The 15,274-nt window shown below is 75.3% G+C and carries 15 protein-coding genes; 2 read left to right on the forward strand and 13 right to left on the reverse strand.

Translation table 11 applies throughout. The features are described 5' to 3' along the window. Positions 1-28: 28 nt before the first annotated feature. The 10 genes from ACTHAM_RS00465 to ACTHAM_RS00510 form a co-directional block, all read right to left on the reverse strand. The gene (locus ACTHAM_RS00465) at positions 29-1,177 is read right to left on the reverse strand and encodes a hypothetical protein (RefSeq protein ID WP_440683649.1); all 1,149 of its coding nucleotides are present in this window, start codon (positions 1,175-1,177) and stop codon (positions 29-31) included. A 4-nt stretch (positions 1,178-1,181) separates the two neighbouring features. Continuing rightward, complete coding sequence (dcd, locus tag ACTHAM_RS00470; RefSeq protein ID WP_440683651.1) at positions 1,182-1,757, reverse strand: dCTP deaminase; 576 nt, start codon at positions 1,755-1,757, stop codon at positions 1,182-1,184. An 86-nt stretch (positions 1,758-1,843) separates the two neighbouring features. Then, positions 1,844-2,131: a ferredoxin gene (locus ACTHAM_RS00475; protein ID WP_440683653.1), complete on the reverse strand. Its 288-nt coding sequence runs from the start codon at positions 2,129-2,131 to the stop codon at positions 1,844-1,846. Next, positions 2,128-3,492, reverse strand: a complete 1,365-nt coding sequence (locus ACTHAM_RS00480) for an NADH-ubiquinone oxidoreductase-F iron-sulfur binding region domain-containing protein (RefSeq protein ID WP_440683655.1) — start codon at positions 3,490-3,492, stop codon at positions 2,128-2,130. Before ACTHAM_RS00480 ends, ACTHAM_RS00475 begins: the two co-directional genes overlap by 4 nt. Further along, positions 3,489-4,157, reverse strand: coding sequence for a hypothetical protein (locus ACTHAM_RS00485; protein WP_440683657.1), 669 nt, complete (start codon positions 4,155-4,157; stop codon positions 3,489-3,491). Before ACTHAM_RS00485 ends, ACTHAM_RS00480 begins: the two co-directional genes overlap by 4 nt. Beyond that, positions 4,150-5,181, reverse strand: coding sequence for an FAD:protein FMN transferase (locus ACTHAM_RS00490; protein ID WP_440683659.1), 1,032 nt, complete (start codon positions 5,179-5,181; stop codon positions 4,150-4,152). Before ACTHAM_RS00490 ends, ACTHAM_RS00485 begins: the two co-directional genes overlap by 8 nt. After that, on the reverse strand, positions 5,178-5,627 hold the full coding sequence (locus ACTHAM_RS00495; RefSeq protein WP_440683660.1) for a hypothetical protein: 450 nt from the start codon (positions 5,625-5,627) through the stop codon (positions 5,178-5,180). The genes ACTHAM_RS00490 and ACTHAM_RS00495 overlap by 4 nt, the downstream gene beginning before the upstream one ends. Further along, positions 5,620-6,141, reverse strand: coding sequence for a hypothetical protein (locus ACTHAM_RS00500; RefSeq protein ID WP_440683662.1), 522 nt, complete (start codon positions 6,139-6,141; stop codon positions 5,620-5,622). Before ACTHAM_RS00500 ends, ACTHAM_RS00495 begins: the two co-directional genes overlap by 8 nt. Positions 6,142-6,239: 98 nt before the next feature. Beyond that, complete coding sequence (locus ACTHAM_RS00505; protein WP_440683664.1) at positions 6,240-7,508, reverse strand: ATP-binding protein; 1,269 nt, start codon at positions 7,506-7,508, stop codon at positions 6,240-6,242. After that, positions 7,505-8,185: a response regulator transcription factor gene (locus ACTHAM_RS00510; RefSeq protein WP_440683666.1), complete on the reverse strand. Its 681-nt coding sequence runs from the start codon at positions 8,183-8,185 to the stop codon at positions 7,505-7,507. The genes ACTHAM_RS00505 and ACTHAM_RS00510 overlap by 4 nt, the downstream gene beginning before the upstream one ends. Positions 8,186-8,307: 122 nt before the next feature. Here ACTHAM_RS00510 and ACTHAM_RS00515 point away from each other — a divergent pair, with 122 nt between their 5' ends. Next, on the forward strand, positions 8,308-8,913 hold the full coding sequence (locus tag ACTHAM_RS00515) for a hypothetical protein (protein WP_440683668.1): 606 nt from the start codon (positions 8,308-8,310) through the stop codon (positions 8,911-8,913). 8 nt (positions 8,914-8,921) lie between these two features. Here the strand turns inward: ACTHAM_RS00515 and ACTHAM_RS00520 are convergent, their stop codons facing one another. Continuing rightward, complete coding sequence (locus tag ACTHAM_RS00520) at positions 8,922-11,183, reverse strand: putative bifunctional diguanylate cyclase/phosphodiesterase (RefSeq protein WP_440683670.1); 2,262 nt, start codon at positions 11,181-11,183, stop codon at positions 8,922-8,924. Between the two features lie 187 nt (positions 11,184-11,370). Between ACTHAM_RS00520 and ACTHAM_RS00525 the strand changes: the two genes are divergently transcribed. After that, positions 11,371-13,215, forward strand: a complete 1,845-nt coding sequence (locus tag ACTHAM_RS00525; protein ID WP_440683672.1) for a S8 family peptidase — start codon at positions 11,371-11,373, stop codon at positions 13,213-13,215. Positions 13,216-13,298: 83 nt separating this feature from the next. Here the strand turns inward: ACTHAM_RS00525 and ACTHAM_RS00530 are convergent, their stop codons facing one another. Then, on the reverse strand, positions 13,299-13,994 hold the full coding sequence (locus ACTHAM_RS00530; protein ID WP_440683674.1) for a response regulator: 696 nt from the start codon (positions 13,992-13,994) through the stop codon (positions 13,299-13,301). Then, a complete protein-coding gene (locus tag ACTHAM_RS00535) occupies positions 13,982-15,229 on the reverse strand; it encodes a sensor histidine kinase (RefSeq protein WP_440683675.1) in 1,248 nt (415 codons plus the stop codon). The genes ACTHAM_RS00530 and ACTHAM_RS00535 overlap by 13 nt, the downstream gene beginning before the upstream one ends. Positions 15,230-15,274 lie beyond the last annotated feature (45 nt).

Below are 15,274 nucleotides of genomic sequence, written 5' to 3' on the forward strand. Positions count from 1 at the left end.
CCCGCCACGACGCCAGCACTCGGGCGCTCTACAGGTCCTCGGGGTCGACCAGGAACCCGGACTCGTCGGCGATCTCGCCACCGGTGACGGCGTGCACGGCACGGGTGATCGCCTGCACCTGCGGCACCGCGCGACCGCGGGCCACCCGGTGCTCCAACGAGGGGCGCTCCGCCTCGAGCTCCTCGATCAGCAGCGGCTCCCACCGCACCCGGTACGCGACGACCTCGGCCTGCGCCCACGGCAGCTCGCGCATGATGGGCGGCACCACGTGCTCGACACCGACCTCGACGGCCACCATGCCGTCGACGGCCAGGTCCACGAGCACGCCGAACCCTTCGGGGGTCGGCGGGTTCTCCCGCATGTACGCGTCGAACGCCTCGGACTCGGCGAGCACGCGTCGGCGCAGCTCGGTGTCACGCAGGCCGTGCTCCTCGAGCGCGGTGCTCAGGCCGGTACCGCCCGGCTCCGGCATCCCCGGCACGAGGCGCACCCCGCGGCCCGCACCGGGCATGGGTCCCTGCCACGTGCTCGTGGGCGCCGAGATCCGGGCCCGTGGTGCGACGCGCTGCACGGCGGCGAGCACCTGCTCGGGTTCGAGCCATCGCGCGGTCAGCACGGTCAGGTCGATCGCGCCGTCCGTGTCGGGGGTCAGCACGACCCCGCTCGGGCCGGTGCGCACGGAGCCGCCGAGCCGCCGGGCGGCAGCGACGAGCCACTGCAGGACGCGCTCCTCCTCACGGACGGGCATGCCGTCGGGGAACGCCCGCTTGAGCCCGTCACGGTCACCGCCGGGGAAGGGCTTCGCGCCACGTTCCACGGGTGCGTGCACGTCGTAGGCGACGACGGTCGAGGTCGGCAGGCCGAGCGCCACCGCGTCCTCACGCTCCACCCGGTACGGGCCGACGAGCGTGGTCAGCCGGCCGACGCGCAGGGCACGCACGGGGGCGACGGCAGCCACGGCACGGATACCCAGCGCGGCGGTCAGCGGGCGGCGCTCGGTGCGTGAGCTGGTCGCGGCCGCGTCGGGCAGGCCCTCGTCCCAGCGCACCGAGGTGAACCGGCTGGCCGCGAGCACCTCGATCTCGTCGGTGTCGATGCCCTCGGGCAGGGCGAGCAGATGCCGCGAGCGCACACCGGGATCGTCGGCGACCAGGCGCGGCAGGGTGGGTTCGGCCACCGGTTCAGACCTCGCTGCGGTGGAAGTTCTGCCACGACCGGGAGGCCGTGGGGCCGCGCTGCCCCTGGTACCGCGAGCCCTGCGCACCGGAGCCGTACGGCTGCTCGGCGGCGGACGAGAGCCGGAAGAAGCACATCTGGCCGATCTTCATGCCGGGCCACAGCAGGATCGGCAGGGTCGCCACGTTCGACAGCTCGAGGGTCACGTGCCCGCTGAACCCGGGGTCGATGAACCCGGCGGTGGAGTGCGTGAGCAGGCCCAGGCGACCGAGGGACGACTTGCCCTCGAGCCGGGCGGCGATGTCGTCGGGCAGGGTGACCTGCTCGTACGTGGAGCCGAGCACGAACTCGCCGGGGTGCAGCACGAACGGCTCGTCGCCGTCGACCTCGACCAGGCGGGTCAGCTCGGGCTGGTCCTTGGCGGGGTCGATCACCGGGTACTTGTGGTTGTCGAACAGCCGGAAGTACCGGTCGAGGCGCACGTCGATGCTCGACGGCTGGATCATCGCGGGGTCGTACGGGTCGAGGACCACGCGCCCCGAGTCGAGCTCGGCCCTGATGTCACGGTCGGAGAGCAGCACGGGGGCAACGGTAGCCGCCGCGCGGGGCGTTCCGCCCGGACCACCGACCCCGGGCGGGTGGCATCCGGGTCGTGCCCGGGGCACCGTCAGCCGCCACCTGCGACGGTGCCCCCGTGCTCGATCCAGAGCGCCTTGCGCGGGCATGCACGCACGGCCCGGCCGGCGGACGCGACCTGGTCGGGGCGCAACGGGCCGACGACCGGGTACCCCCACTCGTCGAGACGGACGGCGGCGGTCAGCCGGGCGCACATGCCGATGCCGTCGCACGCCACCGGGTCGACATGCAGGCGCTCGTCGGCACCCCGGCCGGTCCCGTCGGCGGGCCCGGGCAGGGCGGCACCGGCCGGGGTGCCGACGCGTCGGGTGCCGCTCATGGGCGCACCTCCGCACCGTGCGCGGCGGGTGGCACACCGAAGCCGGGCCGGCCGGAGCCCAGGCAGGGCGCCCCGGCGGCGTGCTCGGCGAGATCAGGCCCGAACACCTGCACGGCGGAGGCGACGAGCCGGGTGACGCCGTCGGGGTGGTGGCAGGCCCCGCGCCCCTCGACGGCGGTCAGCAGGGCGCGCAGCCGGGCGAGGGTGTCGGCCGGTGGCTTGCCGGCGACGAGCGCACCCAGGGTGCGGGCCAGCGAGGGCAGGCCGAACAGGCACGGCCCGCACTGGCGGGCGCTCATCGCGGCCAGGTACTCGGCCAGCTGCGCCGTCTGCGCGATGCCGCACGCCCCGGCCGCCAGCGGGACGACCACGCCCGCACCGAGGCCCAGGCCGACGGCCCGCAGCGCGGGTTCGTGCACGGTGACGTCGCAGACCTGCTGCCACGTGGCCCACTGCCCGCCGTACCCGCCGAGCAGCACGGCCTGCGGTGGCGTGTCGACCGTCCACCCGGTGCGGGCAAGCACGTCGGCGACGGTGTCGGTGCGCCGGGCCTCGTGCACGTGCCGACCGGTCGGGGTGACCACGGTGAGCAGCACGGTCGTCGGGTCGGGCAGCCCACGGGCCAGCAGCGCCAGGCGTGCGAGCGTCTCGACGTTGTGCACCAGGGTCCGTGGGGCGTGCGGGTCGGGCACGGGTCGACGGGCCGTCGGCAGCGCCGGACCGCCCGCGAGCGCCTGCGTGATGGCGCTGCCCTCACCCGCCAGGTAGTGGTGCGGGCCGCTGACGACCTCGACCTGGAGGCTGTCCGTCCCGTGGCGGTGCCGCTCCTCGAGGGCGTGCAGCGCGGCCCGGCGGGCGCCGTCGTCGTCGCCGTGCAGCCAGAGCACCGCACGGTCGGCCCCGAGGGCTTCGGCGAGCACCGCGAGCCCGTCGAGCACCAGGTGCGGGCGTTGGCGCAGCAGGGTGCCGTCCTTGCCGCTGACGGGTTCGCTCTCGGCGCCGTTGGCGACGACGGTCAGCGGCCCGGTGGTCCGCAGCACCCGGCGCCACTTGGCGGCGGCGGGTACGTGGCCGCCGCCGTGCCCGGTGAGCCCGGCGCGGGCGACGACGTCCAGCAGGGTCGGGTCGCCGACGGGTCGGGGTCCGATCCGGTCGCGGTGCGCGGCGAGGTCCTCGGTCGGTGCGGGCGACCGACCCGGCGCGGCGTCGGCGGGGCCGAGCGGCGTGAGCGTCGTCGTGCCGGTGAGCAGCAGGCGCCTGTCGGGCTGCCCCGCCTGCGCGGACGCCGGTGCTGGCGCCGGCGCCGTCGCCGTCGCCGGGGGCAGGACCTCGCGCACCGACCAGGAGGCCGCGGCGCTCATCGGAGCCCCCCCGACGTGCGCAGCTCACCGACGAGCTCGCGGACCCGGTCGGTCGACGTGCGGGCGCCGTACCGCGTGACCGCGAGCGCCAGCACCCCCAGCCCGGTGGACGCGTAGAGCACCCGCAGGGCGGAGACGTCCGAGCCGGCGAGCACGCTGTGCGCCCACACCAGCACGAACGACCCCGCGGCGACCTTGTGCACCGGCCACCAGATGCGCGCGGCGAACCGCCCGGCCAGGCGTGCGGTGACGCCGGTGAGCAGGCCGGACCACAGGCCGAGCAGCCCGAGCGTCACGGCCACCGGCCGGTACCCGGAGGCCATCGGCAGCAGTGCGCCGGCCCATCCGACGTGCGCCCACGGGTCGAGCGCGAGCACCACGACGTGCAGGGTGGTGAACGCGAGGGTGAACGTGGCCAGCGACACGTGCACGGCCAGCCGCGCCGACGGTGACGGGTGCCGCAGGCCGCGCGCCCACGGGTGGGCCTGCAGCAGCCCGGTGACGACCAGGGCGAGCAGCAGCACGTACGACGCGACCCCACCGGCCCGCCCGAGCACCCACGTGCCGGCCTCCCCGGTGGCGGTGTCGAGCACGAGCCGGCCGACCGCCCCGAGGGACACGACCGCGGCGACGAGCAGGATCGCCCGGAGCACGCGGTCACGCACGGCCGCACCGCCACAGGACGACCGGGTCCAGCCCGGACGACGTGCCCACGGTGCCGTCGGTCAGCACCCAGGCGGCGGCGAGGCCGCGGTCCTCGGCCTGGGCGCGCACGTGGGCCGCGCCGCTCAGGAACAGGACCTTGCTCCACACCTCGGCCCACGCCGGGTCGGGGCTGACGACCGTGACGGACGCGATGCCCTCGCCTCCCGGGCGGGCGGTGCGGGGATCGACGAGGTGGTGCACGGGTGCGCCGTCGACCGTCCAGCGTCGGCGGCGGGTGGAGGACGTCGCGCACGCCGTCCCGACGGGCGACCCGGGCGCGCCGGGTTCCGGGTGCGGCAGGGCGAGCACGAGCACGGGCTCGTCGCCCCCGAGGGGGTCCTCGACTCCGACGTGCCAGGCGCGGCCGTCGGGTCCGGTGCCGGCGAGCGCCAGGTCACCTCCGGCGTCGACGAGGTGCCCGCGACCGGCACCGGCGAGCGCGTCGGACGCCCACCGCACGGCCAGGCCCTTGCCGATGCCACCGAGGTCGACCGGGTGACCGCCGAGGTGCACGAACGCCTGACCGTCGCGGATCACGACCTGGGGTACCCACCGGGTGCCGACCCATGACAGGTCGCTCGCACCGGGGCGCAGCAGCGCGACCGTCGGGCTGGAGCCCACGGCGGGGCGGGGGACGTCGTCGACGAAGGGCAGCGTGCCGTCGTCGCCCCAGGCCTGCAGGGTGCGCAGCACACGCGGGTCGAACAGCCCGCCGGTGGCCCGGTGGGCCTGGGCGGCGGCGTCGATCGCCGAGGCCAGCTCGGTCGGCACCGCGTGCCACGCGTCGGGTGCGAGGTTCGCGCGGGACAACGCGCTGGTGGGTTCGTACCGGGTGCAGTGCGTGGCGACGGCCTGCACGACCCGCTCGGCCTGGTCGAGCTGGACGCCCGCTGTCGGGGTCGGCTGCACGACGCGCAGCCGGACGGTGCTGGCCATCGACGAGAACGTGCGGTCCACGGTCAGGGCGGTGTCGACGGCGCTCATCCGGATGCCCTCGTCGTGGTGTCGACAGGCGGTGGGGCGGGCACGGGCGGGGCGGCGGCAGGCGCGGCGGGCGCCGGCGCGGGCGCAGCCGGCGCGGGCGCAGAGGGCACGGGCGCGGCGTCCGCGGGGACCGGCGCGACCGGCTGCGGTGCGGCCGCGGCCTGCTGCGCGAGGGTGTCCCGCAGCTGCTGCACGCGAGCCTGCGCGGCCGTGATCTGCGCGGCGATCTCCTCCAGCGTGGGTCCGGCAGCGACCGCGGGCGCCACGTCGGGTGCAGGGGCTGCGGGGGCTGCGACGGGTGCGGCGGCCACGACCGGCGCGACGTCGCCCGTGGCGGCAGGGTCGTGGGCCTGCGCCCAGGTGATCGTGCCCCCGAGCACCGCCGCGGTGACCGGGACCAGGGCCAGCGCCACCAGCCCGCGGCGGCCGGCGTCCGGGTCAGTCATCGGTCCCGTCCTCGCCACCGTGGTCGTCGCCGACCTCGGATGCGTCGTCGTCGCCGTGGTCGTCGCCGGGCTCAGCACCGTCGTCCCCGTGGTCGTCGAACGGCTCGAACGCGTCGTCCCCGTGGCCGTCACCCGGCTCCGCGCCGTCGTCTCCGTGGTCGTCGGCGGGGTGCGCGGCCGGGACGGCAGCCGACGAGGTGCCGCCCCCCGTCGAGCCGCGGTCCGTGGCGGGGGCACGGCCTGAGGTCGTCCCTGCCGATGCGGCGGCTGCGGTCGGCGCGGTCGCGGCCACCTGCGCCTCCAGCCCGTCGACCTCGGCCAGCAGGTCCTGCAGCGACCGGGCGAGCTGCTCGGTCTCGGGTGCCGGTGCGGGGGCGGGGTTCGCCTGCCCGGTGACGGCCGGGGTCGGCTCCGGGGTCGACGGCGACGAGGTCGCGGCGAACGCGGCGACGCCCGAGCCGACGACCACCAGCGCGGCGGCGGAGGCAAGGACTGTTCGGCTCTTCCAGCTCATGGTCGGCTCCTCGGTGGGGTGCTCGACGCGTCTGCGCCGATGACCCCACCGTCGCCGGGCCGGGGTGAGGGGGGCGCCAACGCCCCGCTAACGCTCGGTTAAGGCCGGGCGGGCAGCTCGAACGTCAGCCGGGTGCCTGTGCCTGCGCGGCTGTCGACCCGGAAGGTGCCGCCGGCGCGTTCGGCGGTGCGCCGCGCCACGTCCAGGCCGAGGCCGGTCGATCCGCTGCCGCTGGTGCCGCGGGGCACGTCGGTGTCGGCGAGCCCGGGTCCGTCGTCGGCGACGGTGAGCGTCACGGTGGGCCCGGCGGCCGTGACGGTGATGGCGAAGGGCGTGCCCTGGGGCGTGTGCCGGAACACGTTGTCGACGAGCACGTCGAGCGCAGCACCCAGGTCGACGGCGGTGACGCCCACGGGTGCGGGGCCGGACGGCAGGTCGACGTGCAGCTCGCGGGACGCGTGGGCGGCGAGCACCCCCCAGAACCGTGCGCGTTCTCGGACGACCTCGCCGGCGTCGCAGCGGGGCGGTACGGCGGGGCGGGTGTCGCGGGCGGTGCGGATCACGGTGTCGACGGCGTCGACCAGGTCGTCGACGTGGCGGGTCATCCGTCGGCGCTCGTCGGGGTCGTCGAGCGTCTCGACGTCCAGGCGCAGTGCGGTGATCGGTGTGCGCACCCGGTGGGAGAGGTCGGCGACGAGCTCGCGTTCGTCGGCCAGCAGCCCGACGACCCGTTCGCCGAGCCCGTTGAGCACCCGTCCGACGGACGCGACCTCGGCCGGTCCGGACGGTTCGACGCGGGCGGTCAGGTCACCGGCACCGAGCCGGTCGGCGACGGATGCCAGGTCCTGCACGGACCGGGCGAGCCGGGCGGCGATCCGGTCGCCGACGAGTGCGGTGCCGCCCAGGAGCACCACGCCGACGACCGCGAGGACCGTCCACGACCGGGCGACGCCTTCGGTGAGCTCGGCCTGCGGCACGGCGGTGCGCACGACGGCCACACCGTCGGTGCCGCCGACGGGCAGCAGCACCTCGGCGCCGTCGGCGGTGCGGGCGGTGAACGCCCGACCCAGGGCGGCGAGCTCGACCGAGTCGGTGCGGGCGGCCTGCGCCCCGACGACCTCGCCGTCGGGCAGGAACACCGTGGTGGACCGGTGCCCGTCGTTCGCGGTGAGCAGGGCGGCCTGCAGCAGCGCTTTGTCCTGGGTGGCTCCGCCGGCGAACGCGGCGACCGTCTGGGCGTCCTGCCGGGCGGCGGCGAGCGCACGTTCCTCGGCGAGCGAGCGCGCGAGCAGGCCGAGCGGCACCAGGAACGCGACGAGCACCACGGAGGCCATCGCCAACCCGTACCGGACCAGCAGGCGTCTCATGCGGGCGGCTGCAGCTTGACGCCCACCCCGCGCACGCGGTGCAGGTAGACGGGGTGCTCGGCGGTCTCGCCGAGCTTGCGTCGCAGCCAGTGCAGGTGCACGTCGACGGTCTTGTCGGCACCGCCGTAGGGCTGGTTCCACACGTGCGACAGCAGCTCGCGCTTGCTGATGACGTCCCCGGCGCGTTCGGCCAGGTACAGCAGCAGGTCGAACTCCTTGGGGCTGAGCACGAGCGGTGTGCCGTCGAGGTGCGCCTCGCGGGTGCGCCCGTCGACCACGAGCCCGCCGACCGTGACCTCGCTGGGGGTGCGAGCGGTCTCGGTGCGGCGCAGCACGGCGCGGATGCGGGCCTCGAGCTGGTCGGGTGCGTAGGGCTTGACCAGGTAGTCGTCGGCCCCGGCGTCCAGCAGCGCGACGATGCCCTCGCCCTCGTCGCGGGCGCTGACCACGATCACGGGGACGTCGCTGACGGCCCGGATCATGGCGAGCAGCGCGGCCCCGTCGAGGTCGGGCAGGCCCAGGTCGAGCAGCACCACGTCGGGCCGGTGCGCGAGCAGGCTCTGCAGGCCGGTCATGGCGTCGGGTGCGGTCATGGTCGAGTGGGAGCGCGCGGCGAGGGCGCGCACGAGCGCGGTCCGGATCGTCGCGTCGTCCTCGATGATGAGCACGTCGGCCACACCCGTGACGGTAGGGCATGGGTCTGCACGACCGCCCCCGCGGGAGCGCGCCGGGGCGGACCTTGTCGGCGCGTTGTCGGTGCCTTAACCCTGGGCGCCGGTGGGTGCGTCACGATGGTCCGGTGAGCGAGCCCGGGCGTGACGCTGGGCCCTCTGCGTCGCGGGCGCGGGTGGGCCGCCGCACGGTGCTCGCCGTCGCCCTGTGGGCGGTGGCGGCCACCGTCGCGGTGCTCGTCGCGTGGCGTGCGGTGGCCGCGGTCGACGCGGACTCCCCGCGCACGGGGGTGCTGAGCGCGTCCGACGTCACCGCCGAGCTGGCTGACGCGCGCGCCGCTGCGACGGCGACCGCCACCACCACCCCGAGCGCGAGCCCGACCCCGAGCCTGAGCGCGGGACCGGACCCCGCCCCGAGCGCGTCAGCGGTCCCGACGCCCGCGAGCCCCTCGGACCCGACGCAGCCCGCCGCGGTCGACCCGGCGGTGCGGTCCTGGAGCGTCACGGGTGGCACCGTCGCGGCGACGTGCGCCGGGGCGGCGGCCGGCCTGCTGTACGCGACCCCGTCGGACGGCTGGGGCGTCGAGGTGGGTTCGTCGGGGCCGGAGCACGTCGAGGTGACGTTCTCCCGCGAGGGCGCCGAGTCGAAGGTGGAGGTCCGGTGCGAGGCGGGGGTGCCGGTGCAGTCCGTCGAGGAACGGTCGGAGGACCAGCGGTCGCAGGACGACGACTGAGTCCGCGTTCAGCGGACCGCGACGACGGTCAGCTGGTCGGCGGGGGCTGGCCGGGCCAGGAGGTAGCCCTGCACGTGGTCGCACCCGGCGTGGCGCACGGCGGCCAGCTGGTCGGCGGTCTCGACGCCTTCGGCGACCACGCTCATCCCGAACGCGTGGGCGGCCTGCGCGACGAGGGCGACCAGCTCGCGGGCGCCGGTGTCGCCGGAGGACACGAGGCTGCGGTCGATCTTGAGCGCGGTGGCGGGCAGGTGCTGCAGCTGGCCGATGGAGGTGTAGCCGGTGCCGAAGTCGTCGATGCTGACGCCCACGCCGATCGCCCGGAGGGCTGCCATCTGGGCGCGCGCGGAGGGGTGGTCGACGAGCACGGTCTCGGTGATCTCGACGGTGAGCAGCCGGGCGGGCATCCCGGTGACGGCCAGTGCGGCCTCGACCTCGTCGACGATGGTGCGGGTGACCAGGTGCCGACCGGAGATGTTCACGGCGACGGTCAGCTCGGGTTCGCCGGCGGGGCGGTCGAGCCGCCACGTGGCGGCCTGGGCGAGGGCGGTGCGCAGCGCCCACCGGCCGAGCTCGCACACCAGGCTCGACTGCTCGGCGACGGGGACGAACCCGGCCGGTGAGACCAGTCCGTGGCCGGGCCGTTCCCAGCGGGCGAGGGCTTCATACCCGGTGACGGCGCCGCTGGCGACGTCGACGACCGGTTGGTAGTGGAGCATGAACTCGCCGGTGGCGAGGCCGTCGCGGATGGCCGACTCGAGCTCGGCACGGTCGCGCATCTCGCAGCGCAGCGCCTCGTCGAACTCCGCGACGCGCCCTCGCCCTTCGCCCCGGGCCTGCGTGACGGCCGCCTCGGCCTCCTGCAGCAGGTGCTCGGCGTCGGCGTCGCCGCGACGTGAGCTGGTGACCCCGACGCTGGCGGTGACGTGGATCTCGCGGTCGCCGACCATGACGGGCAGCTGGACGATCTCCAGGATGCGCGCGCCGAGCCCGGCGAGCTCGTCGGGTGACCCGGGCTGCTGGACGAGCAGTGCGAGCTCGTCGCCGCCGACACGTCCGACGAGGTCGCCCGGCCGGGCGGTGCGCCTGATGCGCCGGGCGATGGTGCGGAGCACGGCGTCGCCGGTGCCGCGCCCGTACCGGTCGTTGACGGCGCGGAAGTGGTCGAGGCTGACCAGCAGCAGTCCGACGTCGTGCCCGGTGGTGTGGGCGCGGTCGAGGGCGGCGGCGGTCTCGTCGAGCACGGCGGCCCGGTTGGCGATCCCGGTGAGGGCGTCGTGCGCGGCCTGGTGGGCCAGGTCGTCCTGCACCTGCACGCGGCGGCCGGCCTCGGCACGGGCCTCGAGCACGGCCAGGTAGAGCCGGATGAGGGCCAGCCCGACGAGGAGCAGGTTGGCCACCTTGACCTGCCATCCGTCGACGGGCACTCCCCCGAGCAGCTCGAGGGCCTCCAGCGCGGGGGCGACGAGCACGGCCAGGGACAGGCCGATCATGCGGCGCCGGGAGAACCGCCGTTCGGTGGCGGCGGGTTCGCAGAGCCCGCGCATGGAGGGGTGCAGGGCTGCGGCGCCGAGCAGCACGTAGGAGGCGAGGAAGAGCAGGTCGAACCAGGTGCCGCCGCCGGCGACCTCCTCGCCGAGGAACGTGAAGCACACGTCGGCGGCGAACAGCGCGGACATCGACGCCATGAGCAGCCGGTAGGACACGGACCGGGCACCTGGCCCGGAGGCGAGCCGCACGAGTGTGGCGAGCAGCACGAGGTCACCGGCCGGGTAGGCCAGCGCGAGGGCTTGTTCGGCGGGGGTACCGGCGGCGGCGACGGCGTCGCTGATCAGCACCCACCCGACGGTGCCGACGGCCACGGCGAGGATCGAGGAGTCGACGAGGGTCGCGAGGTCTCGTTCGGCGCGGCGGGCACGGACGAACAGCAGGAGCCCGGCGGCGAGCACGGGGTAGGCGAGCAGGTAGAGGGCGTCGGCGGGTGAGGGGTAGGGCTCGACGTGCAGCAGGTCGAGGTACCAGGTGTAGACGACGTCACCGGAGACGAAGATGAGCTGGCCGGCGGCCAGCAGGTACCAGGGGGCGCGGCGCGGGGGCTTGTTGAGGCGGATCCCGACGAAGGCCGCGGCGACGCCGACGAGGCCGACAACGACGAACATGACGTCCTTGGGCAGCCCGCTGGGCGCGACGGACCACAGCGCCACGCTGAGGGTGGCGCCCGCGAGATATCCGGCCCACCGTCGGTGCACACCCGCTAAGTCGACCTCCATGACCCGATCCTGAGGCCGGGAGCGCTCCCGTACCCAGCGGGGGGACAGATTCACCCGTGCGCACGGCGGCCGGTCACCTGACCGGCGTGGATTGTCATTTCGCCATTGACCATCGTCACCAGCACCTTTACCGTGTCGACCACCACGCTCCGCCCATCCACCGCACCCGAGCCCGAGGCAGGAACCGATGACCCTCCCCACCCGTGCACGTGCCGCGGCGGCCCTCGCCGTCGGACTCGTGCTCGCCTCCACCACCACGAGCGTCGCGCTCGCCGCCGGCACGACACCCACGGCGGCCGCACCCGCAGCCGACACAGCACCCGCAGCCGACCTCGGCAGCACCGACCGGCTCATCGTCAAGTACCGGGCCCAGGGACCCGGGGCGACCCCGGGCGCCACCACGCAGGCCGCACGCGGCGACCGCATCGAGAAGGCCGCCGCGCCGTACGGTGCGGAGGCCGAGCACGTGCGCGACACCGTGCAGGGCGCCCAGGTCTGGTCGCTGGGCACTCCCCTGACAGTCGCCGACGTCGAGGCGATCGCCGCGCAGGTCGCCACCGACCCGACCGTCGAGTACGCCGAGCCGGACCGGCTCATGCAGCCGCTCGCCGCCGCACCCGACGACACGCGCTGGTCTGAGCAGTGGGACCTGAAGACCACCGCCGTCGGCCTCGACGTCCTCACCGCGTGGGACACCACCCGCGGTGCCGGCGTCAACGTGGCCGTCATCGACACCGGTTACCGCCCGCACGCCGACGTCGCCGCGAACATCGTCGGCGGCTACGACCTGATCTCCGACACGACGGTCTCCAACGACGGCAACGGCCGTGACTCCGACGCGTCCGACCCCGGCGACTGGACCACCACCAACCAGTGCGAGAGCGGCTGGACCGCCACGAACTCGAGCTGGCACGGCACGCACGTGGCCGGCACCATCGCCGCGGTCACCGGCAACGGGGCAGGTGTGGCCGGCATCGCCCCCGCGGCGAAGGTCGTGCCCGTGCGTGTGCTGGGTCGCTGCGGCGGCTACACCTCGGACATCGCCGACGCCATGGTGTGGGCGTCGGGCGGCACCGTCAGCGGCGTGCCCGCCAACGCCAACCCGGCGCGCGTGCTGAACCTGTCGCTCGGCGGCTCCGGCACGTGCGACACGACCAGCCAGAACGCCATCACCGCCGCCCGCGCCAACGGCGCCGTGGTCGTGGTCGCCGCCGGCAACTCCAACGTCAACGTGTCCGGCTCCAGCCCCGCCAACTGCTCCGGCGTGATCGCCGTCGCCGCCTACGGCCCGACCGGTGCGCGCGCGTACTACTCCAACTACGGTGCGCTCGTCGACATCGCGGCCCCCGGCGGGGACACCTCGGGCGGCAGCGCCAACGGCATCCTGTCGACCCTCAACTCCGGCACCACCACCCCGGGCTCCGACTCGTACGCGTTCTACCAGGGCACCTCGATGGCCACCCCGCACGTGGCCGCCGTGGCCGCGCTGATGATCGCCGCGAAGCCCTCGCTCACACCCGACCAGGTGGAGTCGCTCATCAAGTCGAGCGCCCAGCCGTTCGTGGCCACCTGCTCCAGCTGCGGCGCGGGCATGCTCGACGCCGCCACCGCCGTGGCCGCCGCCGTCGGTGGCACCACACCCACCCCGACCCCGACGCCGACCACCCCGGTCGGCACCATCGCCGAGTCCGAGTCGAACAACTCCCGCGCCACCGCCGACCCGGCCACCCGCCCGTCGACGTTCACCGGCACGATCGGCTCCAGCAGCGACACCGACTACGTCTCGGTGCCCGTGCCCGCCGGCGCGACGCTCACCGTGAAGCTCACCCCGGGCGTCTCGACGGCCGACTACGACCTGTACCTGTACAACTCGTCCGGCACCCGCGTGGCCACCAGCACCCTGGGCGCCGGCCAGGTCGACACCGTCACCTACACCAACAGCGGATCCGCGAGCGCGACCTACTACGCCCGCGTCCTCTACTACTCCGGGGCCACCGGCACGAGCGGCACCTACACGCTCGCGATCAGCTGACCCGGAGCCGCACCCGCACCACTTGGACGCCCGCCCCTGTGCCGACGGGGGCGGGCGTCCGGCTGTGTCCGTCGACGTACCAGTCAGCCCGCGACCTCGGCGTCGTGGACGCAGATGGCGATCTGCACGCGGTTCTCGGTGCCGAGCTTGTCGAACAGCCGCCCGATGTGGGTCTTGACGGTGGCGACGCCCATGAACAGCTCGGCGGCGATCTCGGCGTTGCTGAGGCCGCGCCCGACGGCCAGGGCGACGTCGTGCTCGCGTGCGGTCAGGCCGGCCAGGCGGCGGCGGGCGTCCTGCCGGCGGGTGTCGTCGGGTTGGCGGGCCACGGCCGCGACGAGCTGGTCGGTGACGGACGGCGACAGCGTGGAGCGACCCTCGGCGGCAAGGTGCACGGCCGCGACCAGGTCGGCGGGGGCGGTGTCCTTGAGCAGAAACCCGGCGGCGCCGCGGCGCAGCGCGGTGAGCACCAGGTCGTCGGTGTCGAACGTGGTCAGCACGACGACCTTGACGTCGCTGGTCGCCGCACGGATCGCCTCGAGTGCGGCCAGGCCGTCGCGGCGGGGCATCCGGATGTCCATGAGGACGACGTCGGGGCGCAGCCGCAGCACCATCTCGGTGGCTTCGAGCCCGTCACCGGCTTCGCCGACGATCTCGATGCTGCGGTCGCCGCCGAGGATGAGCCGCAGACCCGTGCGGACCAGGGTGTCGTCGTCGGCCAGCACCACACGCACGGTCCGGGTCGGTTCGGGGGTCGGCCCGGGGTTCAGCTCTGCCACGGCAGCCAGGCTCTCACGACGAACAGGTGACCTGGCCGGTGCCCGTAGGTGAGCTCACCCCCCGCCAGCCGCGCGCGTTCGACGAGTCCGGTGAGCCCCATCCCCGCACCGGGCACGGCGGTGGCGGCGTCCCGCACCCCGTCGACCAGGTCGGTGACGGGCAGCGGGTTGCTGATCTCGAGGACGAGCCGGTCCCCCGGCGCACCGGTGAGCCGCAGCACCGCGGGCCGACCGGGTGCGTGCTTGCGCACGTTGGTCAGCGCCTCCTGCACGATCCGGTAGGCGTTGCGCCCCACCGGCGCGGGCAGCTCCACGGCCCGTTCACCGACACCGTCCTCCACCTCGAGCCGCGCACCCGTGGCACGGAACTCCGCGAGCAGCTCTCGCAGGTCGCACAGCGTCGGCTGCGGTCGGTCCGGCTCGAGCCCGCCCTCCGGGTCGCGCAGCACCCCCAGCACCTCCCGCAGCTCGGTCAACGCCCGGTGCGCGTTGTCCCTCACCACGGTCGCGGCCTCCGCGGTCTCCTCCCGCGTCAGGTCCGTCCGGTACGCCAGGGCGCCGGCGTGCATCGCCACCAGCGAGATGCGGTGCGCGAGCACGTCGTGCATCTCGCGCGCGATCCGCGACCGCTCCGTCAGCCGCGCGCGATCCTCGAGCCCGAGCCGTTCCCGGTTCGCGGCCTCCACCTGCGCCCGCAACGACGCCACCAGCTCCCGACGCCCTCCGATGTACGCCCCGACCGCCACGCACAACGCGAAGATCAGCAGGTCGCCCAGGGCCGTGAACCCCATGCTCACCACCGTCGACGCCGGCGGCGTGCTCCCCTGCACCGCCCCCGCCGCCACCCACACGGCAGCCACCACGAGCAGCTGCCGCCACCGCCGATGCGTCGCGTGCGAGATGACGATGATCCCCACAGCCCCCACGCCCAGTGCGGAGAACCCCGACGCGACAGCCGCCACGATCGCCACCGCGAACGGCCACCGCCGACGCCACGGCAGCAACCCGATCACGGCCAGCCCGAGCACCACGTCGACCGCCACCGACCACCCGGCCGGCCGCGGCGGCACGACCGCCATCGCCACGAACAGCACACCACCGAGCAGCACCGAGACCAGCAGCCGCCACGTGGTGCCCCACACCTCACGGCGCCGACCCGCACGCGCGCCCCGCACACCCGGGGCGACCGGGGCGGCGGGAGCGAGGGCGGCGAGGGGCGCCGTCACGGTGGGCATGGCGTCAGGGTAGGGGCGCGGCTGCGGCCGACGGCTCCCGCACAG

It is taken from the genome of Cellulomonas soli (genome assembly GCF_052036975.1).
Taxonomy (GTDB): Bacteria; Actinomycetota; Actinomycetes; order Actinomycetales; family Cellulomonadaceae; genus Cellulomonas; species Cellulomonas soli_A.